The sequence below is a fragment of the Streptococcus sp. CF8_St5-11 genome (genome assembly GCF_024295625.1).
Classification (GTDB): domain Bacteria; phylum Bacillota; class Bacilli; order Lactobacillales; family Streptococcaceae; genus Streptococcus.
The window spans coordinates 529,116-554,116 of record NZ_JANCOJ010000002.1 but is presented as its reverse complement, the minus strand read 5'-3'; the positions used below and the strand labels follow the sequence as shown (position 1 = coordinate 554,116).

Genomic DNA, 25,001 nt, shown 5'->3' with positions numbered 1-25,001 from the left:
TTCTCCTCCTAATACTTAGTCTTGTTATCCAGTAAGTCTTTAATTTCAAAAATCTTACTTTTGATTGTTTGCTTTTCAGTATGAGTATGCTTTTCAAAAGATATTTTCGAGTCTGAGGTGATAATATTTTCACTTAGATACTTCTTAGTTACAAGTTGCTGATCAGATTTTAATAAGCCTTCTTCTTTTAATAATTCATTTGCAATATCAGGATACAAACTAGTTTTAAGAAGATTCCTTAACTTTTTGTTTTCTTCTAATAATTCTTTATTTAACGCTGTCTGCTCTTTAATCTCAGTATTGTTTTCATTAAGCTGTGCTACCTCATTTTTTAACTCTGAAACTCTTGTTTTAAGCTTATTTGCTTCTTCCTTATATTCTATTGCTGCATCAACAACTCTTTTATAATAATTGTTAAGTTCCATCAATGCTGATTTGATTGCTTTAGGGGTTCTATTGGTCATTAAGAAACGTTCTACATCTAGAGTTTTATACGTTATAACTGTTTGATAGGTGTCGTCCTCAAATAGTTCCAATTTATCATTAAGGGCTTGTCTAAATTCTTTGTTTCTTCTAATCGTTGTGTCTGCAACCTGCGGAAATCCGTTGCTTCTAAGGTAATTTCCAAACTGTGGAATTTTGAATAGTCTAGGATTATTCGAACAATGTTCCAGTAAATAATGTTCAAATAATAATAGCAATTCTTGATTATCAATATACTTCTTTCTAGCCATTTGAGAACTCCTGTAAGGATAAATGTTTTTCAGTTAGATATTCTTGATAAGAATGACTAACTGTTTTAAGTTTTAATAATGCCTCACCAATATCTTCTATATTCCCCTTTCCTTGTCGAACTCTTTTTATAGCCTCATCTACAATTAAAGCTTCCTCGTCGATTGATTTCTTAAAGGATTTATCCATAGAGAAATAATCTTTTCCAGCTTTTCTGTAAAATGGACAACTAGTACAAGCACCAAGCTCTGCATGTGAGCTAATGACTTTAAGACAGTCTGAATAATCACCTTCCGCAAATCGAGGTGAATAACATCTGCCCTTATTATCAAGAGGAACATAGTTTTTATTAATGGTGTATTTATGTTGAGTTTTACTTATAGCGTAAGACGTTTGAGAGTTTGTTAATTTACGATAAAGCTGATAGCTCCTACATTCAATAAACTGGCTCAGATTTGAAAAATAATGTGAGGATGTTGTGACACTATCATGTCCAGCTAAGAGCATTGCTGTTACTGGACTAGCTCCTTCTGCTATCAAATTGATCATTGCAATGTGTCTAGTATCTCCAATATGAATGAAATTAATCTCATGATCGTCTAATTGATTTGGGGAATTGATATGATGGACAAAATACCCATACTGTTGAGATACAATCTCATTAAAGAAATATTTTAAAATTGTATTTAAGTTACTGTACGTCAAGAAACGGTTTTTAGTACTAGCAATACGTTTCCATTTCCGATAATGAGAGTCTGTCACAAATAGGGTATCTAACTGTGTAGATGATAAGTCTTTGGTTAGCTCTAAATAATTTAAAATCTCACTCGCAAGCTTAAATGGTACTTCGTAAGTTGTTAAATAATAATCCTCTGAAATTTTATGGGATACTCCCTTGTCTTTTCCTTTTAAGTTATTTCGTCTGAGAGTTAAGTAATATTTTCCGTCTTTTTCTGTGAGACAATTTCTCTGAGTGAGCAAAAACTCCCTTGGTCTAAGTGGTACTACTGCTGTTATTTGCCACCATAAGTAAAGAGGGTAGTAAAACAATCTTTCCTCATCTAATAATGATTTAACCCAATAGTCGTTTAAAATATCATTAAATAAAAAATAGGATTGAAATTGGGCTAACTTTCGCTGTTTTTTAGTGTTCAGTTGATAACTAACATTTAAAAGTTCATCTAGTTGCTCAATCAGTTGGGTTAATTCGTTACTCTCTAAACATGGTAGTGTAGAAAGAAAATCTATACATACTGAGGGGTTGGAAATCTTCATATTTGCTAATGAGAAGGCTTCGTTCACTTTTAGTTCTCTGACTAATTTCTTTATATCTCTTAAAAAGGCTTGGAGAGTGATTAAAACATGATGTTCCATAGATAGCACTATAAAACTCTTTAAGTAGGTAACAAAATCATCAAAAGATAATTGAAATACTTGTTCATAAAACCTTTTATATTGGAATTTATTCAAGTTAAAAATGAAGCTAACGTTAGAATATTCATTAGTCGTTTCCCATTTATTTTCTTCAAAATTGGTGGTTAGAATAATCCCTTTTTCAACATAGTCTTGAAAACATTCTTTTGCGCTCTCAATCATATTGTCATCAAACAGGATAATTTCATTTACTTTACGAAATAATTTTGATTGATTATTCAACTGACTAACTCCTTAATAATATCCTCATAATCAGACAATACAGCTTCGCCATACTGTTCTGATAAAGCTTGCAACATTTCTGTAAGACATGGTTTAATCTGCTTCTCAAGAATGGCTCGAACCTTTCCTCGTTCAAGTTCATTCTTTAATTTTTGATATTGTTTATTGAGTCGATTAAACTCACCAATTAACAAAAGCAAGGTAGATTTTGTTTGTAATTCATACTGACAGCCGACGCAATGCTGACGGTCATCATAGGGACATAGTTTCCCTAGTGCAGATAAAAGACACATACTCTCTCCTTGCTTAGAAAAAGCTTCTCCGTTACCAATTCGATGACAGATCGTCAGTAATTGTTCAGGATCAACATTATTTTCAACTAGAGTTTTTAATGCTTGTTGCGAACGTGAATCAGCCCTAATACTCAATTCCAACGTTTTTTCAATTTCAATTGGCGTTAAATCTAAACTTTTAATCATTTGAGTTTGTTGGCTTGGACTTAATTTTTTATACTTTCCTCTAGTTACAATGGTCAAGAGCATAGACGGAATCATGGATAATACGCCTCGTTCAAATAGCTCTTTTGCAACCATTTCAGGTTTTAGTTGTCCGAGTTGGGCATCTTTTAGATACGTTGTTGTGGTTTGTGCAAATTCATTAAAATCCCCTTTATGGCTACGAGCTAATGCTGCTAGAAAATAACCTTTAATATTCAGTTCTGACTTTTCTTCAAGAACATCATCTGCTAACATTGCGACAGATTGTAAGTAGGACTTGTTTGCAGAACGACTACTAAAGTTACGCTCTAAAAATAAATTTCCGATTTCCTCTCCCATATAACTAGTAATCTTTTCATAAGTTTTAATTTGTCTGATCAATGGATTTTCTGCATTGTATGGTATTTGAAGTTGGAAATGTGCCTCACAGATAGCCAATAACGTTCCAATAAGAACCTGACAACTTTCTGGGACATGAAACTTTAACTGAGCAACATTAGAAGCGTTTTTGGTTTTATTAGGTGTTAAGTTTAAATAAGTCAATCTTGTTGTAATACTTAGTAAAGTCCTTCTAGCTTCACTACTACTCCAAGTTCCATCTACTACTGCTTCTAAAACTTCTAATGGTTCTCTTGTTAATTTAGGATGTCCTAATCTTTCTAAGTCTGTTGATCTTAGTGCGCAAATAAAATGTAACCCTAGATACAACCATGTATCTGCATAGTTTTTTGAATTTGCTGCTTTACACAACATATCATTTTTTATGATGTAGTTTTCGTTGAATAGGTAGTACATTAATTCAAGGTATTCATCTAATTCATACGCTCCATTTGCACTCTCAATCGTGTAACGCTTTGTCATTTCAAAACTTACTCGATAACGAGTAACGCCTTTATTGAGTAGCCATTTAATAAATTGAATGAGGATATTGCCTTGTGACTTCGTAAGAACTTCTGTTGCTACTTCTACTAAGGTCTCTACTTCAGCATCACTATATAGAAACAAATCCTTTGTTAAGTAGTATGCTAAAAAATCAAGTAGATAGAAACGATTTGTTTCACTCAGCTTTTCTTCTTCAGCAAATTGTACGAATAATTCACTTGTAGAAGGAAATTTTTTTGAAAAGATTCCTTCCATACTCTTAATTCCAGGAGGTGTTGTTAGATAGTCTTTGATGTGATTTTTAAGAACTTCAGCATCTTTTTCAGAAATAGTATAATCATCAAGATTTATAGACACACCAAACCATTCATTGTCTAGTAAGAATCCACTGACTTTCTCACGGTGTTTTATTGTAGCAGCACCTAACTCGACTAATATTCTTTCAAGATAATTTTTTAAATCTACTACCAATAGCTACTCCTTTTAATCTTCTCCAAACAATTTTTCTGCTTGCCAGTTCATATATTCAAAAACACCATTATTAACCTGACCATATTGTTTTGCAATTTCTCCTTTATTTTGTAAATAAACCCAAGCACTTTCTGGTGAATTGTCTCCTCTAGCAGACATCAGTTCACTAACTTCATTAACACCTGACAAAACCAATTGTGTGGTGTACCAGTGCCTAAAGATATGGGGTGAAATATTATTTTCTTGCAAGAGTTGACCAAAAAAGACAACCTCTGGGTCATCAGATTTAAGAAATATTGGAATCATTTCTTCGCGAATAATCTTACGAAATCGTTGATAGTACACATCGTATGACAATGCTTTCCCTTGCTTGTTAAGGCTTAATGGACCATAATCTTTCTCATACCTTTTACCTTCTAGGTAGCTCATATAGTCATTGTAGGTGTCTAAAAAGACCTCTAAGAAGATATAAGGTACAGCTTGAAGTCTTTCCTTTTTAATTCGTCCAGTTGACTTTAAATCGCTTCTAAGGGGCATTTCTTTTCGCAGATCAACCTCAATTTTAAATACTTGATTATCACTTTGGTGAAATATGATACCTGCCCCCAAAGGGCTATCTTCACGTCTTACATTACAAGCTTCTGATGGTCTTAAACCAACAAATGCTCCCAAGGCAACAGCCATAAGTAAATCCTTGTGACATTGAGCAATGTGAGCGAAGAGCATTTCAAAGGCGCTGTTTGGCATATCTCTAAAAATTGACTTCTGTGTGTTGCTATCATCAACAAATATCTCAAAATTCAGCTCTTTTCTTTTGATGACTCTGCCTCGTCTATTGGTAAACGTATTGATAGAATAAAGGTCTTTTGGCTTCAATTTAACCTTTCCTTTTCGTTCATTCAAGTATAGAGTTAAAAAATCAAGAACTGCATTTACACATTTTTCGACTGTACTTTTCTTTCTATTTTTTCTATCTTCTGGAAGTTGTCCTAAACCATAAAGCATAAAAAACTCCTTGACCATTTCTAAAGTTAGTTGATCAAGATTGTTAACCCCAACTGTTCCGTATATAAAATTCAAAAATTTAACAACGTATGAAAATCGTTTGTTTCCATCGTCTGAAATAGATTTAATCTTTGTGGCAGATTTTACATATCTATGAAAATCAGTGAATTGTAATGTGCCATCATCATGTTTGAGTGCAATCAATTGCTTTGTCACGATGTTGTTATCACCTAAAACCAGCGAATGTTTATAAACTACAAATTTCATTAATTCTCCTTGTTTATCATGACTGAAGGTTCTGACTGGCTTTTAGGATGTCAATACGCAAAAAAACGACCAAATCAGTACTGTTCTCCTTTGAGCTCTAAACTGCAAAAAGGAAATATCGATGAGTACTTTCATTGATCGTTATTATTATTTAAATTAATTCAATAATAAAAGTAACTTCATCTAAGTAATAAGAGCAATTAACTAGCTCAGCAACAACGATAACCACAGCAACTCCTTCTAAACGATGAAAGGAATATCCGCCGTGGCTATCTATATACTTTTTTTCTTTTACTTTGGTAAGTTACTTTTGTTATTTTTACTTTTTCTGTATTATATCATATTTTGATTAAATTGTCATCTGAGATAGTGATTTTAAAAAAGCTGGAAATTTTTTCAATTGTATATTTTGACAATAAAAAACACTTTAATATCAATTTAATGATTTTAGAGCGTTTTTAGCTTATTTGATTTTAAAGTTGTCGTCTATTCCTCAGAATTACTTGAAGAACAGGAAAAATTCGACAACAAAGTAAGTCGATCTATTCAGTTATAAAACCTATGAAGGTCTTTCTGCTGGAACTAGCCACTCCTACTTTGGAGATGTAGATTATACTCTTACTTATTCAACTGATAATATCCCTCATGATTTCTCCTCATGATGCGTCTGTGGGACTCAAAAGTTTTGGGAAACCTTTTGAGGATTAATTTCGTTTCACTAACAAACTCACACACTCCACATGTAGTGTTAGCTTTTTTCTATACTAATAGACGAAAGAGAAAAAAAGTGATTTTAGAATTATACTGTAGAAATAAATATTAACTTTGGTAATGACTAACTTTCTAAAATATCTTCAATAAGCGGTTCTATCCTCTGGATAATAAATCAGAAATTCTAAACTGCATGTAAACTCTATACAATTCAAGGTACTTCAGAAATCAAACATCTTCAACACTATTTTCAACTTATCTAAATAAATAAAATAAGGAGGAAAGTTTATTAACCTTCCCCCTTATGACTTTTTGAAAACCTCTTTCAAGGATTTCACGCCGTCGTGGCACTAAAATATAACTATATTATTCTATCATAACCAGCAACTTTTTGCAACACTTACTTGCCAATTCTATTAAAAAAATTTTTATTAATATCAAACTTCAATAGTAACATATTTTTTAAATAATATGATTGAATAGCTCGATCAATCCTTTTAAGAGAGAATCTATTAAAAGAATTTAAAATTTTTAAACCTTGATAAAACTTTAAAACTCTATTATTCCTTTTAGGAGTAAGTAACAAATCAGAGATAAAAAGTCTATTGATTAGAATACTATTTCCCGTCCTATATCTGGTTATGAGACCAAAGTGTGCCAATTGGTTTCTCAACTCACGCAGTATTTCACAAGCGTTAATGAATTTTTCTCGACTCCCACTAATAGAGGAATCAAATCCCATCTCACTCATAATTTTATTTTGTATAGCAATGTCTAATCCTTGGAATAAAACCAGCAAGTCATTCAACATTAGTGTATCAATAATAACCCAAAGCGGAGGATTTTTATAGCTAGAAATATATGGATATTTAATTTTACAGAAGTCTGAATAAGATAATTCAAAAAATCTTCCCTCTATGTTATTAATTTGAATCGTCACATTCATAGAACCGTTTAATGAAGAAATATTACTAGGAGTATTAGAAGCTTTTATTGAAAATCTCCCTCGATATTGATTTATTTTAAGGTCATCAACTATTCCATCAAAATCACCTTCTAGGTTGTAATATACATCTCCGTTACGAGTATGAGAGGTACTAATTTTACCTGTAAACATTACATCTTTAATCTTGGCAGAAATAGTATGCACTCTAAAAAAAGAATGCGTTTTTTTATTATCTCCATGAGTATAAAAATACTCTGTAAAAGAATTTCGATTGTGTGCTATCGGTAGCACATAACAATTGATATCTAAATACTTTAAGTTAGAAGCAATACCATTATTGCAATGAACTTTTGAAAATTCGTATGCAATTCTCGACTTCAGTTCAACCTCAATCTTTTCGATTTCTTGAAATAGGTACTTAGCTATATTTCTATCTAATGTGTATATTCTCTCAAAATCTTTAAAAGAGACTCTTTTCATATATTTTTTAGGGTTAGAGGTCTCCAAAAAAATAGTTTCAAAACCATTTATAGAATTAAAATAATTTTTCTGCTGAATAAAACTTACCATCCCTGGCTCATCGGTAATCTTCAAATTCCTGCCCCGTTGAATCAAAATCTGCTCTTCAATAGTTTTAAACGCTTTTTCTCTAGTCATATTTTATTATCCATCTGCAATATCTTTGATTATATTATATTTTCGAAAATATAACTATCAAATATAAAAGCCTTAATAGTTATTTTTCTTGTTTACTTTCAAAGTCATTCAACAATTTCAGTATACCACAAAAACGCAAATTAGGCTGTAACGAAAATGTTTTCCAGCTGTTATTACAGCCTTTCTTTTTCTATAACTGTACCTCAGTTCCCTCTGTGAAGGGTACTCTAATTTTCCTATCCTCTTAAATGCTGATGTGGTCTAGAAGTTGATTCATCATAACTCATTCAAATTTATCTAAATCTAGTATCTGATACATCTGCTTAGCATAGTCCTTATGAAGAAGATTTGTTGCTTGCTCTAGCAAAATAAAAATTACTTGATACCTCTAATCACGTACCTCTCATCATAGATTTTATAAATTACAAATAATCGTAATCCACCTACTTGTCGTCACGATGCAAACCGCTATATATTATCAGCTACTGATCCTTTTTAAACGTTGGATAGAATTTGTTTATATAGGAGGTGAAAGTTTTGACATCAATGCTACAGCCCCGTTATAATGCATCTGTGGGACTCAAAAGGTTTGGGAGTTCAAAGCTCCACTGGAGCTTTGAAATAAAAAAGCGAGAGATTTAGCTACGTTTCACTAACAAACTTACACACTCAACATGTGCTGAGAGCTTTCTTCTATACTAATAGACGAAAGGGTGTGAAAATGATTTTTAAATGATACTGTGGAACGGAACAGTAGCCCTAGTATTGACTACTGTCGTTTCTATTCATATTGGCTATTCTAGGACTGAGATGAAAAAATCTATAAATGCTCAGAATAAAATTGAACCCGCAAATCTCCCCAAAACAATGGTGAGTCATGTACTTGTATTATTCCGAAAAAATACACCTCTGGTGCAGTGAGACAAATTGGTGTATCTTATAGTGGCTTCGTAGATGAAAGCTATACTCTACTATCACTCTTTGATGATGTAGAACAAATTGAAAAAGATAATAGACTTCAGACAGCTATTGATGTTGTCAGAGAACAGTTTGGTTTTTTAGCCATACAAAAAGGAACCGTCCTAACTGAAGGTTCCAGAAATATTGAACGCAGTAAACTTATCGGTGGTCATTCCGCGGGTGGATTGGAGGGATTAAAATGAAACAAGAAAAAAATACAGTACAATTTTCAGAAATCCGTAGCAAAGGATGTAATGATATTGAAATGCTTGAAAGATTTTTACATGGAATCGTTGAAACAGCAACTTCAAAACTTCGTCAGAGAAAACTCAAAACAACTGAAATATCGATACGACTAGTACATGCTAAATCTGAAAACCGATTACCATTGGAATTTACATTTAGCATTAAGCCAACAAGCTCATCTGTGATAATCTATACTGAGGTAATCAATCGCTTTAAAGAATGTTACACAGGTGGGGGAATTCAAGGTTTTACGATTCAATTTGATAAAAATACCCTTGCCTCTGCATAGAAAGGATTTGATATGATTGACCGTTCATATTTACCATTTCAATCAGCAAGAGAGTACCAGGATACAAAGATGCAAAAATGGATGGGCTTTTTCCTATCTGAACATGCATCAGCACTCTCTGATGATACAAACAAAGTAACGTACATGTCTGACTTATCACTAGAGAAGAAATTATTACTCCTCAGTCAAGTATACGCCGGGCAGCTACGCACACGCATTCAAGTGATTGAAAAAAACAAGCGTGTTTCCTACACTGGAACAATACCAAGTCTGACCAAAGATTTCATTTTGATAAAAACTACAACAGGTCACATCAATTTGAAATTAAAAGACATTATTAGTATTGAACTTGTCGAGGAGGTGCTCTATGAATCAGCTTGAGTTTCAGCGTAATCACCTACAAATGGACTATTATAGCGAGAGCTACCAAGATTTTGAACGTGACTTCTACCGCTACTCTAACATGAATATTCCATTGACCTTCCTAACTGATGATATCCTAAAAACAATGGCGACTTCACGTAAGAATTACTTTGTCCTCAATAAGGAAAAGTCCAGAGATAACCGCGATCACTTCTTCATATTTGAAGTAAGTACCGTAGATGAGAATCCGCTAATCTATCATTATACATATAAGAAAACTACAATATATTTAGCAGAAAAATAGGAGCAGTTCAATTGACTGTTCCTATTTTTAATATTCATAAAATCTAAAGTCTTTATACTCTTCAACAATGGAGTCGCCAACCAGAACAGACTATACTGACCAGCGACTACCTTAAATTTAATGTTTCAGATTTATTTTCTTATCTCTAATTTCATAAACTACATCTGCTACATTTTCGAGTAATCGTTTATCGTGGGTGATAAACACGATAGTTCCGGTGTACTCCTTCATTAGTATTTCCAAAGCCTCTAAACTTGGTATGTCAAGGAAGTTACTGGGTTCATCCATTATTAGGATGTTATATCTACCCATGAGCATTTTAGCAAGCAACAATTTTATAATTTCTCCACCGCTTAAAACAGATAAACTTTTTCCAATATCGTTCTGTTTGAACCCCATAGATGCTAGCACTGAACGAATTTCTGATATATTGTAGTCACAATCCTTCTGCATAAACTCCATAACATTCTGATTACTGTTGTACTTGTAACCATTCTGTGCAAAGTAACCTATTTTTGCCTTAGGCGAAATAGAAATTCCTTCTTCATGGTTTAAGATCATTTGGATTAAAGTTGTTTTTCCGATTCCATTACCACCAGTTAACGCCACTTTTGCTCCTAACGGAATTTGAAAAGATGCATTTTCAAACAGAGCCTTATCCCCAAATACTTTATTAATTTCTGCACCGACTATAGGGTATGGATTATGGAGCTCCAATGCTTTACTTTGCCTGAAACGAATTCTGCGAATGCCTTCCGGAGCTTCTACTTTTCCTAAGGCCGCAATCCTGTGCTCTAGGGTTTTAGCAGCATTATACATCTTTTTTTCCTTACTTCCTATTGATTTTTGATGAGCTAAACGCCCTCCGTCTTCAGTACTTTTTTTCTTTGAAGAACCTTTTGCCTTCTGTTCTATTTTACGAGCCTGTTTTCGCTTTTCCTCCGCAGCCCTTTCCAATCGGGCACGTTCCGCAATAAATTGTTCGTATTCTGCAGCTTGGCTCTTACGTTCTTCCTCTTTCTGACGAAGATAATCAGAATAGTTTCCCCAATACTCAGTGATTTTGCCATCTTTCAGTTCCCATATTTTATCTACTATTTCATCAAGAAAATAGCGGTCATGGCTAATAACTAACAGTGCACCTGTAAAATATTTTAGCTGTCCTATTAGAAAATCAATTCCTTCACGGTCTAAATGGCTCGTAGGTTCATCCGCTAAAATACCATGAACCTGTGCCGATAAGGCCTGTGCTATTTTAAGCCTTGTTTCTTCACCACCGCTCATAGTCTGTATATTTAATTGCTCAACACCTAGCTTGCCTACAAGTGCAAAATCTTTTTCCTCCTGCAGAGTTACTTCGTCCAACTGGGGAATATAGGCAAGTTCACCCAGACGATTCATTTTACATCCTGGGGGAGTTAATTCTCCTAAAAGTACCCTGAGTAAAGTGCTTTTTCCAGCACCATTTGCTCCTACTAAACCAATACGGTCATAATCATATACTTCTAATTCATTTATATCTAAAACATCGCGTCCTTTGAATTCCACACGAATGTCTTTTGCTTTTAATATTAATTCCATAACATTTCCTCCTGTCTATAATCGCATGCTTTCATTTGCTTGTATGCAGGGAAAACCCTGCGATTTTAGCAGGAAGAGTTACATGAAAATAAGATACATAAATATTCCTCCAATATTGTTTATTTTAAATCTAATTTTCTAACCTCAGTTATCATTTGGCAAACTATAGCAATGCCAATAATTAAAATACCTGATAGTAAAAACCAATGATTTACACCGATTTTATCAGCAAAGAATCCAGAAAGAATTAACCCAATTGGCATAGCAAGTGACATGATACTTCCGATCAAAGAAAATACACGTCCTAAATATTCAGGCTTAATTTTCTCCTGAAAAAGAGCTGTTTGCACACCGCTATAAAATGGCACCGAAAGCCCCATTATTGCACAGCAAACTACGAATATTACAAATCCATTTGGAGGAAGTATTCCCGAAACGGCTAAACTGGTCCCCATTATAAAAAATGAACTTGTTATTAGTAATACATGCTTTTCGAAGCCCCCTAATCTTCCTAATAATAAGCCTCCTGCTAGCATCCCAAATGCAAAGGAAATTTCCGTAATAGAAATATGCACAGGCGTTCCATTAAAGTGTTCCATGCTTATTAAAGGAAATAGTGCATTGATTGGCATATAAACAAAAGTATATAGTGTTCCTAAGAGTAATAAGGCAAACAATCCTTTGTTTTGTCTCAGAACCACAACTCCTTCTTTCATCTCCCTTATGAAATTTGGTTCTAAACTTTGCACTTGATTACCCAGCTTAGGTATACGTACAATTGCTACCGTAATAGATGCAATCACAGCACCCAATACGTCGATGGCAATAATAGCATTTAAATCCCAAACGGAGTATAAGAGTGCTGCAACTGCCGGACTAACAATATAGCTTATAGACTGCAAAGACTGACTATAGCCTGCGCATTTCGTTAGCTGTTCTTCTGGTACTAAAAGTGGTGTAACCGCATTGAGTGCTGGGGTATGAAAAGCTGTTCCAATGCTACGGATAAACAATACTATCATAATCATCCAGACAGGTAGCTCCATACAGAATGCAACAATAGCAAGCACTGCACCAGCTGCTGCGATAATTAAATCGGCACCAATCATTATCTTCTTCCTATCATGACGATCCACTAGCACACCAATGGCAGGTCCCAAAATCGCATAGGGTAAAAAACCTACTAATGAAGCCATAGACAAGACCATCGCAGATCCTGTTTTTTCTGTAAGGTAAAAAATAATCGCCATTTGCAGGATGGCACTAGTGATTAATGATACTGCTTGCCCTGCCCATATTGCATAAAATTTTCGTTTCCAATTGTTGTATTTTTCCATTTATATTATCTCCTGCATATTATTTTGCTTGAATTTCTATTTTGAATAGCATTCTAGGCAATAAAAAATGCAGGCCAAACCCCACAATGTGGCTTTTGGTCTGCATACATACAATTTGGAAACATTCATATTAAAGACATAGTTAAATAAAGGTATAGTTAAATAACCAATATCCTCACCGTAACTAATGAATGCTCAATATCGTATAAATAAGCACAACAAAAAAGCCTATCATCGGGTATAGATTCTGCTTTTTTTATTGCCAGCTTATCTTAAACGCATTGAGGCTGTCATAGTTTCGGTTCCTCCTACATCTTTGTTTATATCAATTTATAGTATAACACAACAAGATGATATGTTCAATATAAAAGTTATGGAATGAGACTCATACTTCCAATTCGATGCCAGATTTAAAGGATATGACGAAGTTTTCTTCATAGACTGTAACGCTCTGGATTATCTTCCTTAGTAGCAAGCGATTAGCTTTCACAAAATCTTCTGTTTGTAGTTTTAAAAATTCATCAGGATTTTCTAACTCAACCTCAAAATATTTCATTTTACATTCCCTCATTTCATTTATTGATAAATTGAGTTTGCAAAAAAGAGTGGACAATTTTTGTCTACTCTTAACCTTTAAAATAGTTTTTTTTAATCGATTTGAAGTTGCCTAAATTATTACTTATTCGGTAAAATGAAGTATTGCTTTCAACAGATTTCCTTCAACTACACTTCACTTGATTCAAACAAGGTGGGTACATTTCTATTCCCACAAACTCCTTGTCAATGGAAACAAACACGTACCCACAGGGTAAATGGAAATAGAAACTGATAATTTCTAGCTATCACTTCTACTCATTCCAAAAATTTTCTCACTCTGATACTTACCCACCATAAAGCAAAAAGCCTTGCAATCAAGGCTTTCATTATCCCTTTCGTTCAAAGGTTTCTAAGCTTTTACGAGCAGAGCGACACACTCAGCGGTTCGCTATCTCCGTTCTGTCTGCGTGCTAGCACTTGTCAATCACGGACAGCTATCGCATGGGCGGAAGTAAATGCTAATCTTCGTCGTTTTACTCCTTGACTAGCAAACTTACCGCCTCAACATGTGGTGCTAGTATACTCCTATATTAAAGAACGAAAGTAACTGAGTTGTTGTTTAAAATTAAAATGTAGAATGAAACTATTTTATAGTTACCATTTTTCAACTTTATAGCTGATAATTGTCACTTAAAAAATTTACTTGCTAACTTGTAAACTTGTTGAGTCTCTTTACTTTTAACGTCCCAACTACCAAATTCTTCTTTAATCAACTCTTTTATTATTCAGCTTTTTTCTCAATCAAATACCAACTAGGAATGATTTGCTTCATATCATCATACCATTCTAAAATTTCCTTAGCTTGATTTTGCATTACTGATATTTCTTCAACTCCGTAAGGAACAGACCATGGAAGAGCACCAACTATGTTATTTAGAATATAGATAGCAAGAAGTTTCCAAAATAAATCTGGAACCTTATGATCAAAATATCCATCTATCATACCAGAGGCAAAAGAAGGTGAAACTTGAGCAGACCATACAATACGATTGAATTCCTCCCAAGGATCTCCAAGGTCAAATCGATCAAAGTCAATGACATAAATATTACGATCTTCACCAATCATGAAATTCCCGATATGATAATCTCCATGTTGGAAAACCTGAGGTCTATCTTTTAATAATTCTCTATTTGCATTTAAAAAATCAATAAAAATCTGACCATTCTCGTATTGAACGGGGCATTCTTTGTATTTTTTGATTTTGTCATCAATTTTACGATTAAAAAAGGGTTCCCAATCTTCACGAACTTCTGTAACAGGAAGTGAATGAATTTTTCGAAGTATACTTCCTGCTTCTACTCCGTAAGTGTATTGTTGTTCTTTCGAAACAGTTAAAATGGTTTCTCTTGCATCTTTCCCGTCTATCCATTCGTGTAAAGAATGCACTTCATCATCACAGAGTTCTATACTAATCGGTTTACACATCGGAATTCCAAGAGAAGCTACTTTCTCCATCATATCATATTCAGATTTTTTAGAATCTAACTTCTCCTTATCAGAAACACGCAAGAAATATTTTTGCTGATTTTGATCTGTCACACAATATTTTTTATCATCTGACCAGCCTTTATTTATGGCTATCTTACTAATAAAATTCATCAAGCACTCTCCGATTCACTTTCCAACACTTCTTGCAGTTTTCACTAGTAACCCATCCAGTTCGTCTACACTTTAGTTTCCAATATGTAAAAATATCTTAATAATACGCTATCTAGTTGCTTTCCCTAATAATAAAGTTAAAATGTGTCTCACCGTATCTGAAAGCTGATAAACTAAATCGATATAAAATTCAGTTGATGATTTAATAATCATATCAATTGTTTTCATACTTTCTACTTCCTAATCAACTTTCAAATATATAGCGTTTTCATTATTTTCTTATCCTATTATATCATTATTCAAAATAAAAAACTGCAACTTACTAGTTGCAGTTAAACACAGATTTTCTTCCGTTCCTACTAGAAATTTATAAGTTAACATTTAGAATTTGTTCAGTTATCAAAGTTCATTTAGCTTTCTACTATGTAAGATTCTTGCTTGATAGCGGAGTAAATTTTCTATTCTACACCAAAAGCAAAAAGGATATATTTTTAATAAATTCCATTTGAAAACAATTCCTGTTCTATTATAGTAATGGTAATTCTAACTTTACACTTGCACCATGTTTATCCGAGTTGTTTTCTAATATGATGCGTCCATTATGTAATAACATTATTTTCCAAGAATTATATAAACCTAAACCATAGTTTGTAGCTGAATGTCTACTCTTATCTCCACGGTAAAATTGCTCCGTTCCTCGTTTTAAATCCTCATTAGAAAATCCTGGGCCTTCGTCTATCACAGATATTGAAAGTATCTTATCTGTAGTCATTATTAGTAATTCAATGTTGGATTTGTCTGGTGAATATTGAATAGCATTACTAAATATATTTTGAATGACTCTTTCAAATAATTGTATATCTATCATTACATCTGAATCTTCACAATTAATAGATTTAGATATAGTACGGTCATGTATTAGTGTAATCTCTCTCGCTATTTCACTAACTCTTTCGATTATTTCTGACACCTTTACTTTTTGTAAATTCAACGAGTTTAATTTAATTGACTGATTCATCTCCATCAGAGCTTTTGTATAATCTGATATACGTGTTGAATTTTTTATAATGTACGCTACATAATCTTTTTGTTCATCAGTTAGATCAGTTACCTTTAACAATTCAGCATTACCTTGGACAATAGAAACCGGAGTTTTTAAGTCATGCATTAATGCCGATATCTGACTTCTCTTATTCTCTTCTTTAATCCAATTCTCTCTTAATGAATCACTTAAGGCTTTTTTCATTATATCAAGGCTATTTAAGACATCATTAAATTCTTTGATATTTGAACTTCCTATTTCAAAGTCTAATTCATGGTTGGCGATTTTATCTGATGCATCTAGCATTGGAGATAATTGCCTTGTTATTCGTTTTGCCCAGATTAGAGTAGCCACAAATGCACTCATTAAAAAGAAAATGATTAATAAAAATATTAATAGTAAATCTATGCTAGGGAAATATTTTTCCATCCAATCATTATTGTAGCGTGGCTCTAGTGAATAATGGATTAATACATATCCATCATTCCTTTTAAATTCTATAAATGAAGAAGATGGAGTTGAAAATCCCTCATGATTGTGAAAATTCTTAGCTTTCAGTTGAATAGCTTCATCCATATTAGTTTTTATCACTTCACCATCTGGCGATAAAAACATATAGCTAGCTCCTTTAGGTATCAATGCTTCATCAAAGTCAATTTTATTTAAAATTTTATATTTATCTTTTTGTAATAAATTTTCTGTATGGTTAGCCGGAACAATCAAACCAACACTATAAAACGCTGTAAAAGTTAATAAAGCTAGTACGATGGCACATCCTAAACCAACTCCAACAGTCATTAAGTATTTAAGAAATACTATTTTGAGCGACTGTCCTTTTCTAATTAATTCCATTTATAACCAATCCCCCAAACTGTAGAAATTGGATTTTCACCAAATTTTAAGAACTTTGCTCTAATATTTTTTACATGTTCTGATATGGCAGAAGAATCACCAATCCCATCAAATCCAAAAATCATTTCATATATTTGTTCTCTTGAAAAAACTTGTCCCTTTCTCTTTGCTAAAAGTTTAGAAATTTGATACTCAGACTTTGTCAGATGAATTTCTTCTTCCTTCACAAATACTTGATTGGAGGATAAATCAAATCTTATATTCCCTAGGTTTAAACTCGAATGTTTTTCTCTTTGTTCTCTTCTCAGATGAGCTTCTACCCTTGCTAACAATTCACCAACACCAAATGGTTTGGTAATATAGTCATCTCCTCCACTTAATAAGCCATCTACTATATCCGTTTCCATTGCTTTTGCAGTTAAAAAGATAATCGGACAATCCACTTTGCTACGTATATTTTTACAATAGCTGATTCCATCAACCTCTGGCATCATTACATCAAGTAATATTAAGTCATATTTCCCCAAACTATTTTCATCAATATCTACCGTGGTTTGGTAAATATCAACAATATGATCTCCTTTTATTAAAATATTCTTGATTAGAGTCAGCATATCTAATTCATCATCTATAGCAAGAATTCTTGCCATACCAAACCACCTCCATATTTATAAATATTTTATTATTATTATACCATATTCCATTTACAAATACATTTAGAGCTATTATTCACTGATTGACTTTCCACCCCACCTATTGAACCATAATAAAGAGCCAGTAAAAATGACTACTGTAATAGGTATTGCTACATAGCCCCACATGGTAAACTCTTTAATTAAATATGAGCTATCAGCCAATTCACTTCCAACAATATATGTTGCAGATAATCTCGATGCCCAAGTACAAGGTAAATAATACCAGATATTTTCACCTAAATTGGTTATTGAAAGTAAAGCAATCAACGTTTCCACAAATCCCAATCCAATAGATGCACCACCACCTAACATAAGTGATACGCATAAATGAATCATATATGTAGATAAACATCCTATAAAAACTAATAATAATTCAATTAACCAAGCCATAGTCGCTTGATTACCAAATAGCATTGCAAATATAAAAACTGCTAAACTTATAGAAAATAGAAAACTCAATAAGAGCATTATAAGTTTTCCGCCATAAGCCTTGCTTCTGGATTTTGTAGTTGATAGAATCACTTGAAATCGTCCAGCACTTGCTTCCATGTCAACAACCTTAGATGTGATAGCACCAAATATTATTGGTAAGATAGCACCTAAAAGCACAAAATAATTCAGTATGATATCCATATCAGAAAAATTTTTTAGACTTGTAAATGTTGCTGCTCCATAAAATATTAGTGCATATAAAACAGGTAAGATAAAGTGAGCCCAGGGAATCCATGTATGCTTCAATTTATAAAACTCTGATTTTAATATTTTCATCATTACTTCACCTCTTGCTTAGAAAACCATTTTGCAGTAATGAAAGTCAATAATGTAAACAAACATATTGATAAAATACAAGGAACAAGTAAGGATGTGTTTAAAATCATTGGATCTGATACTTCTGTTGGGATACCGTTCGGTAAAATACGCATAACGGGTACCATCAATCTAATCCCCCAAGAATAAGGGCAATAAATCCACATAGAACCGTCAGCTAACAAAATTCCTAACACAAGACCTAATACAGCGTTTACTACAATGCTTGCTATAAACCCAAACTTTTTAGCCAGGAAAAAACAAAATGGAACTTGCCATATGTTAGTTATAACCAATAATACACTTGCGAATAATAATGTCGTGAATGCATAGTTTCCTGTTAATTGTTCTCCAATGAAAAATTGAAAAACAAATACTCCTAGCATATGCAAAATAGCAGTTATACTTAGATAAATTGAAGCTGTTAATATTTTTGAAATCCATATCGTTTTTAAATCAATATTGAGTGGAAAAATTGCTCGGTAGTTTAATTTTCTCTCTTCTTTTCTATGCATCATTGCTGGTATTAAAGCGAAAGTTGCTGGCATAATCATCACATACCACCAATTATATGCATTTACACTAAAATATAATGGCATTAATACAAACGCAACAAGTAAAGATATAATTGGTGCAATAAATAATATCTTCAACAAAAAACTGTGTTTGTGTTTCAAAGTTTCTGCAAAAATATAATTTTTCATTAATCTATACTCTCTTTCCATTCTTTACAACATCCATAAAAAGTTCTTCTAAATTTTCATTATGATCAATGATGTTTTGATATTTTAATTCTCCATCATGAATAATTCCTATGTGATCTGCAGTATGTTCTACTTCTGCCAGAATATGGCTTGATAAAATCACTGTTATCCCTTTTTCAGGAAAACTACGTATCAAATCACGTAATTCTTGAATTCCTAATGGATCTAATCCGTTTGTCGGTTCATCTAGTATCAATAGTTTAGGATTATTTAATAAAGCAATTGCAATACCTAATCTTTGTTTCATCCCCAAAGAAAATTGACCGCTTTTCTTTTTTCCGGTATTTTTTAAATCTACAATTTCTAAAACTTCATCAATTCTTGCTTCAGGCAATCCAAGTAATAATGTTCTAACTTTAAGATTTTCTCTTGCACTTAAATTTTCGTATAAGGGTGGCATCTCGATTAAAGCACCAATATCTGATAAATCATTTCTACTCCATTCATGTCCTTCAAACATAATTTCACCTGACGTCTTGTGTAACATACCTGTAATCATCTTTAATGTCGTAGATTTACCTGCACCATTAGGTCCTAGTAATCCATATACTGAATTTTCCTCAATTTTTAATGACACATTATTTACAGCTTTTTGTTTTCCAAAAACTTTTGTTAGCTCATTTGTTTCTAAAATATATTTGTTCATATTTTATTCCTCCTTTAATCTTGTAAATAGTATAAAAAATAATTTTAAGGATTCTGTAAGGAAAAAATATTTTTAAAAAGTAGCAAGAAAATTCTAATATATTAAATGTTTTGCATTTTTTTCTTTAGTCTTTTATGCCATATTTCATATACTTCATAAATAAAAAAGGCAGAACCAGAGTTCTGCCATAAATAACCATTATTTATCTTACAACTTCAATCTCCACCTTACTCTAAATCAAATTTTAAGGAATTGAAGTATTCTCTTTTTAATCCTATAGATATGCCTATTCTGTTCGAGTTTCAGCTAAATATATTCTCCATTCAGCTAATTCTTCAGGCAAATCATAAACAGTTTTTCCATTACATTCATAGATTTCAGAGATTCCTGGTGAGGTCTTAGAAAAAGTTTTCCAAGCTGTCACTAGTTCTTCTACAAATTGAATATTATGAGGTTCAAAAAAGTCATTAAATTTCGATAGTTCTTTACTATAAATTGTCACAACATTATAGCTATCAAGCATGATCTCATCATGACTTTTATGCCCACCAAATCCAAACTTACTTAGTCCATCATTAACAAGCAAATCACCGTATCTAATCAACAGTTCTAGGCATTCCTCTCTTGAACAACCATCAATATAATAAACATCCTTATGGGATTCCTTGATAATATTCTTTGCTATTACTTTTTCTCTATCAATACTGACAGGCAATTCCAAAATAAAAAACAAGGGCTCGTCATGAATCGCAATAAAGTGTTGAAAAACCTCTAATATTTTTTCTGAGTGTACATTCGCCATCAAATGATGTTCAGTTAACTTTGTAAATGATTCAAACAGGTTTTCTACCAAGGTAACTCGGTGACCTTTTACTAAATTCAACATTATGCGTCCTCCAGAGTATTTAGACAATATCCACATTTATAATTACATTATACCATTAAACCCCTAAAAAGACTGCAACTTCCCAGTCACAGTCTCTTATAAATCTACCTCAGTTCCTTCAAGGAAAGTTATTACAATTTGTCCAGCTTCTGAAATAGATTGATAGCATGTCAGACTATAGTATCCAGAAGCCATACTTGAACTATTACTCTGATTCTTACCCTCTATTCGATTAGAGAAGCTACCTTCACGCTTTTCATTATTTCTTTCGTTCACTTTTAAGAGCAGAGAAACACTCTCAGCGGTTCGCTGTTACCGTATCGTTTCGTCGTAAATTCCTTACTCTAAGACAGCTGTCCCATGGGCAGAACATCTTCTTCTACCTCGCTGATGCTTCAGCTCGTACAAGCAGTGATACCGCCTCAACGTGAGTTTTAGAGGACTAAATGGAGTCTGAATTGCCTGATAGAGATGTAGTATTGATTAAGCAATCAACAAATAATGTACAAAACAAAAATAAAGTACACTGCTTAATGAGTGTACTTTATCCTTCTAATTCAGTTTTATCAATGGTTTAGCTCTAGTTAAGTCGATTAGTTAAATGAATTTAGACTATTGCTTTTTATAACGACCATAAATTGTATGCTTAATGCTATAATTTATCTTCCAAATCTACTTCTTCATAATTTATCGGAATTAAAGCAACTTCACTGCTTAGAGTAGATTGTTTTTCATTTTCACTTATTTGAATGGCATTTTTTAATGAAAAAATAACTTCTCTTACAAGATTTAATAAATCTAATGTACACTCTTGCAATTCAATTTCAGTTAGATATAATCTGCTTTCGTCATTGTCTTTATTTACATCAATAAAATTCAATGTAATATTAGTAAATCTATGCTCTAAATAATTTCTAATAGTTTTTAATAGCTTTGCGTGTGGATTTGCTGTTAAAGAATTATCACCATTATCAAAATCTTTCGATATCCAGAATATAGAAGACAAACCAATATTTTTATCCAACAATTTATTTAAATTACTATTTGTTCTCCAGATTGAATGAAAATTTACTTGTCGAGGCATGATTTTTAGACAATAATATTCATTTATAAGCATTGCTACTTTATCTAATAATGAATATAGTGTTTTAAAAGCTGCTTTTAATCCTTCAATTCTGATAGAGTATTGTACGTAGTCTAGACAATCAATAAGATTAACATACTCGTCAGCATAATGAACCGAATCAATCTCAATGCTATTAAAACAGAGATAACGCGCATAAACATATTCTTGCTTAATTTGATTAAACATAGAAAAATATTTGTTTAAATCTTTATCTGATTGAAATAATAAACTTGGTAGTAAAAGATTATCATCATATCTATTTATATCGTCAGCTTGTAAGTCATTAAGTGGATTAAGATACAGCCCGTTGTTCCAACACCATTCGCGATACTTTTGTGAATTAGGATTATAATCGATGGTTTTACAAGAGCATTCATCTAAGTCTTTATAATTAAGATATTGTTCGTAAAGTTCAATAAATCGCTTTTCTGCATAATCAACTCTGTTTGGATCTGAAACAGTTATACTTGTTTCTATTAAATTTTTAATTTTTTTAATAAAGTGAAGATGTTCGTTATCATTCAAAAAATTACGATAATGATGTAGACAAATAGCCAAGTTACCACTAGCCATTGTGAATCTTGGATTGATTTGTATACATTTACAATACATCTTAATAGCTAACTGTTTTCTACCACAAGCATCTAATAGATTTGCGTAATTGGTGTATAGTGAACATAATAATGGGTGAATAAAGCTATTGTTCTCAGGATCTATATCAATATTATTTGAAATTTCGATAGCTTTTCTAAAGTAATAAATTTGTTGAACTGTACAATCGGTATCTATGTTGAATACTAGGTTATTACTTAGTTCAAATATATCACCATATGCTGTCCCAATAGAATAAAATAATTGAATTTTGGAAATATCATCAATAGTATTTTCCATATTTTTTCCAAATTCTATTAGTCTATAGATTTCCACTATATTTTTATGTTTAAAAGCATTATCGAAATCCTTTGACAATTTAAGTACACTATGATTAATTGGATTATTTGTTAACATCTTCATCCTAAATATTTCGATTTTAAATTTGATTTTCCTTTATTTTCTTGTTCTTCAACTAACATATCAGATAAAAACTCTTTTATCATATTAAGATTAAGAAAAATTCGAGTTGCAATAAATTTAAGTTATAATACCTTATATAAATTATAAATAGGGTAAACCTGATATCTTTCTTGAGTTTCTTTATCTAACTTAGTCCAAAATAAATCAGCTTGTGGTTTTGATTTTAATAACACTGATGCACCAAAACAAATTTCATCATTATCTTTATTATTTAATAAAATATTAGTAAGCTTCTCTATTTCAGTATTATCTAATTCACGATTTCTATATTTAATTTGAAGATCATTTATGATGCTTATGCTATTTTCTTTTATATGGTTCATGTTCCAGTCAGAAAGACGTTGAGCCCAGTTAAGCAACTGTTCTTTTTTTGAAACTTCTTCTGTCATATCGGCTGCAGCAACTATTTTTATTATGGTATCGTCAGCACACACGTTTTCTACACTACAGTCAACTAATCTTTGGTATGAGGCAATAACCGAATCAAAGTTACAGTTATCAATTGTTAACCAATCTTCGGGCCTAAAAACCTCAAATAAAGAAATATCCTCATCCTCGCCTCTCCTGCACCAAGGAGTTTCAGTGAAAATATCTATCATAGTTCCATTATTACCTTCATGAAATGCATATAGAGTACTAATATGTATGTTAGCAATCTTAAGATTAAACAATTTCGATTCCTCGTAATTTAACGCCACCTTGTTTTTTAATACTAGACCTGAATTAAGGATATTTAAATTTCTTTGAGATTGTTCATTAAAGAGGGATAAATCAAGCTCTTTTTTTATCCCCATTTTCTTTATGAAATTTGATATTTTCGACAATTCTTTTATATGGCTATCTAAATCAAGCGAATTAATATCCGATAAAGACCGTTCATCTAGTTCTATACTAATACCATTGAGTGTGAAAAATCCTACTTTTCCTAGTTCTTTAAGTGCCTGAGTACACTTTATAGCATCTGACAGCATATTAGGTCTTGAATAATTAAATTTAGGTTGAGCTTTCCCATTGTTAAAGGATATTTTAAAACCTTCCCCAAAATGAAGCTGTACCTCTCCGTCAGGAAAATAATGTCTCTCTATATCTTCAAAAATATAATCTCCTATCTCAATAATTAAATCTGTTGCTTCGAAAGTTTCAACAATCTCTATTGAATTTTCAAGTGGAATTTCGATGGCAGTTTCAGGATCCCTAAGATAAAGAAAGAGGTCGTGTTCCTTCTGGTAATTAAATATTCCTTCATGCCCCTGACCATAAAAGTAAAGCTTGATCTCTTTATTATTGGGTATATTTTCAATTGACATCCCATCGATATTTATAAAACTATGCTGTTTCTGACTATTGGTAACAAAATCAACTAACATCGGATAAATTTTTTGTTCATCTAGTTTATGAATATGTACCGAAATCGTTTTATTAATTGTAGACTTATTTTTTAATTTACTTCCTTTAATTATCTTCTTTATAGAAAAAGGTGGCAGTGACTTATAAAAAATATCTTTTAAATTACCATTCTCATCTAACCAAACTACGAATAAAACTACCCCACCGTTTTTTGAATACAATTCTAAATCACGCATATCTACTGGGAAAGATTTCATTGAATTGTTCTTACGTTTAGTTGCTTTAATTTGGACAGGTACTCTCCCAAATATTTCGCTCTTTTTCTCACTAGCATTTTTAAGAACATGAATTTCTCCATCCCACGCTGGAGTTTTATCATTGTTATCGAAATAAGTCTGAAGCAACTTATTTCTGTTAATAAATGTTTCCAGATATGAAACGCCTAACGTTTCAATTTGCCTATTATTTGCCAAATTATCACCTCATAACATAACACTATGTATTATTTATTATACCATCAACAAAATAAAAATCTATATCTTGTGTTAAGTAGGAACATAAATAAGTTTCAAAAAAATGTACAATTGAACCACCACTTCTTCTGCTGTTACTTGAGTAAAAAATGTACAAATCAATTTCTTAGATTTGATTATATGATGAA

Annotated in this window: 21 protein-coding genes and 1 pseudogene; 4 read left to right on the top strand and 18 right to left on the bottom strand. The window is 32.2% G+C overall.

Going from position 1 to position 25,001, the window contains the following annotated elements; translation table 11 throughout:
• Positions 1-8 precede the first annotated feature (8 nt).
• From NMM13_RS06490 to NMM13_RS10140, 6 genes and pseudogenes are all read right to left on the bottom strand, one after another.
• Positions 9-734, bottom strand: coding sequence for a hypothetical protein (locus NMM13_RS06490; RefSeq protein ID WP_254728147.1), 726 nt, complete (start codon positions 732-734; stop codon positions 9-11).
• Complete coding sequence (locus tag NMM13_RS06485; RefSeq protein ID WP_254728145.1) at positions 727-2,388, bottom strand: hypothetical protein; 1,662 nt, start codon at positions 2,386-2,388, stop codon at positions 727-729. Before NMM13_RS06485 ends, NMM13_RS06490 begins: the two co-directional genes overlap by 8 nt.
• Positions 2,385-4,238 (bottom strand): hypothetical protein, encoded by a 1,854-nt coding sequence (locus tag NMM13_RS06480; protein WP_004252851.1) that lies wholly within the window; start codon positions 4,236-4,238, stop codon positions 2,385-2,387. The genes NMM13_RS06485 and NMM13_RS06480 overlap by 4 nt, the downstream gene beginning before the upstream one ends.
• Before the next feature lie 12 nt (positions 4,239-4,250).
• The gene (locus NMM13_RS06475) at positions 4,251-5,510 is read right to left on the bottom strand and encodes a site-specific integrase (protein ID WP_003007331.1); all 1,260 of its coding nucleotides are present in this window, start codon (positions 5,508-5,510) and stop codon (positions 4,251-4,253) included.
• A 1,111-nt stretch (positions 5,511-6,621) separates the two neighbouring features.
• On the bottom strand, positions 6,622-7,824 hold the full coding sequence (locus NMM13_RS06470; RefSeq protein WP_003007328.1) for an Abi family protein: 1,203 nt from the start codon (positions 7,822-7,824) through the stop codon (positions 6,622-6,624).
• Between the two features lie 244 nt (positions 7,825-8,068).
• A pseudogene (locus tag NMM13_RS10140) lies at positions 8,069-8,188 on the bottom strand (site-specific recombinase resolvase); the annotation flags it as partial.
• Between the two features lie 553 nt (positions 8,189-8,741).
• Here NMM13_RS10140 and NMM13_RS06465 point away from each other — a divergent pair.
• From NMM13_RS06465 to NMM13_RS06450, 4 genes are read left to right on the top strand one after another with little or no spacing between them, the layout of a single operon-like run.
• On the top strand, positions 8,742-8,987 hold the full coding sequence (locus NMM13_RS06465; RefSeq protein WP_001813542.1) for a hypothetical protein: 246 nt from the start codon (positions 8,742-8,744) through the stop codon (positions 8,985-8,987).
• Positions 8,984-9,319: a hypothetical protein gene (locus NMM13_RS06460; protein ID WP_000806926.1), complete on the top strand. Its 336-nt coding sequence runs from the start codon at positions 8,984-8,986 to the stop codon at positions 9,317-9,319. The genes NMM13_RS06465 and NMM13_RS06460 overlap by 4 nt, the downstream gene beginning before the upstream one ends.
• 12 nt (positions 9,320-9,331) lie before the next feature.
• Positions 9,332-9,700: a hypothetical protein gene (locus tag NMM13_RS06455; protein ID WP_000567222.1), complete on the top strand. Its 369-nt coding sequence runs from the start codon at positions 9,332-9,334 to the stop codon at positions 9,698-9,700.
• On the top strand, positions 9,687-9,986 hold the full coding sequence (locus tag NMM13_RS06450; RefSeq protein ID WP_001072467.1) for a DUF5960 family protein: 300 nt from the start codon (positions 9,687-9,689) through the stop codon (positions 9,984-9,986). The genes NMM13_RS06455 and NMM13_RS06450 overlap by 14 nt, the downstream gene beginning before the upstream one ends.
• A 117-nt stretch (positions 9,987-10,103) precedes the next feature.
• Here the strand turns inward: NMM13_RS06450 and msr(D) are convergent, their stop codons facing one another.
• From msr(D) to NMM13_RS06390, 12 genes are all read right to left on the bottom strand, one after another.
• Complete coding sequence (gene msr(D) / locus NMM13_RS06445) at positions 10,104-11,567, bottom strand: ABC-F type ribosomal protection protein Msr(D) (RefSeq protein ID WP_000420313.1); 1,464 nt, start codon at positions 11,565-11,567, stop codon at positions 10,104-10,106.
• Between the two features lie 119 nt (positions 11,568-11,686).
• Positions 11,687-12,904, bottom strand: coding sequence for a macrolide efflux MFS transporter Mef(A) (gene mef(A), locus NMM13_RS06440; RefSeq protein WP_000417519.1), 1,218 nt, complete (start codon positions 12,902-12,904; stop codon positions 11,687-11,689).
• A gap of 385 nt (positions 12,905-13,289) precedes the next feature.
• On the bottom strand, positions 13,290-13,460 hold the full coding sequence (locus tag NMM13_RS06435; protein ID WP_000873143.1) for a hypothetical protein: 171 nt from the start codon (positions 13,458-13,460) through the stop codon (positions 13,290-13,292).
• A gap of 762 nt (positions 13,461-14,222) precedes the next feature.
• Positions 14,223-15,101 (bottom strand): aminoglycoside phosphotransferase family protein, encoded by an 879-nt coding sequence (locus NMM13_RS06430; protein ID WP_004252845.1) that lies wholly within the window; start codon positions 15,099-15,101, stop codon positions 14,223-14,225.
• A gap of 526 nt (positions 15,102-15,627) precedes the next feature.
• Positions 15,628-16,995: a sensor histidine kinase KdpD gene (locus tag NMM13_RS06425; protein ID WP_023918143.1), complete on the bottom strand. Its 1,368-nt coding sequence runs from the start codon at positions 16,993-16,995 to the stop codon at positions 15,628-15,630.
• Complete coding sequence (locus NMM13_RS06420) at positions 16,986-17,645, bottom strand: response regulator transcription factor (RefSeq protein ID WP_004252839.1); 660 nt, start codon at positions 17,643-17,645, stop codon at positions 16,986-16,988. Before NMM13_RS06420 ends, NMM13_RS06425 begins: the two co-directional genes overlap by 10 nt.
• Before the next feature lie 75 nt (positions 17,646-17,720).
• Positions 17,721-18,461, bottom strand: coding sequence for a lantibiotic protection ABC transporter permease PcfG (gene pcfG, locus NMM13_RS06415; protein WP_049517878.1), 741 nt, complete (start codon positions 18,459-18,461; stop codon positions 17,721-17,723).
• The gene (gene pcfE, locus NMM13_RS06410) at positions 18,461-19,201 is read right to left on the bottom strand and encodes a lantibiotic protection ABC transporter permease PcfE (protein ID WP_004252835.1); all 741 of its coding nucleotides are present in this window, start codon (positions 19,199-19,201) and stop codon (positions 18,461-18,463) included. Before pcfE ends, pcfG begins: the two co-directional genes overlap by 1 nt.
• A gap of 4 nt (positions 19,202-19,205) precedes the next feature.
• Complete coding sequence (gene pcfF / locus NMM13_RS06405) at positions 19,206-19,907, bottom strand: lantibiotic protection ABC transporter ATP-binding protein PcfF (protein ID WP_004252834.1); 702 nt, start codon at positions 19,905-19,907, stop codon at positions 19,206-19,208.
• Positions 19,908-20,193: 286 nt separating this feature from the next.
• On the bottom strand, positions 20,194-20,793 hold the full coding sequence (locus NMM13_RS06400) for a hypothetical protein (RefSeq protein ID WP_004252832.1): 600 nt from the start codon (positions 20,791-20,793) through the stop codon (positions 20,194-20,196).
• 652 nt (positions 20,794-21,445) lie between these two features.
• The gene (locus tag NMM13_RS06395) at positions 21,446-22,927 is read right to left on the bottom strand and encodes an LA2681 family HEPN domain-containing protein (RefSeq protein WP_004252828.1); all 1,482 of its coding nucleotides are present in this window, start codon (positions 22,925-22,927) and stop codon (positions 21,446-21,448) included.
• Between the two features lie 128 nt (positions 22,928-23,055).
• Positions 23,056-24,813 (bottom strand): DUF4365 domain-containing protein, encoded by a 1,758-nt coding sequence (locus NMM13_RS06390; protein ID WP_254728143.1) that lies wholly within the window; start codon positions 24,811-24,813, stop codon positions 23,056-23,058.
• Between the last annotated feature and the right edge of the window lie 188 nt (positions 24,814-25,001).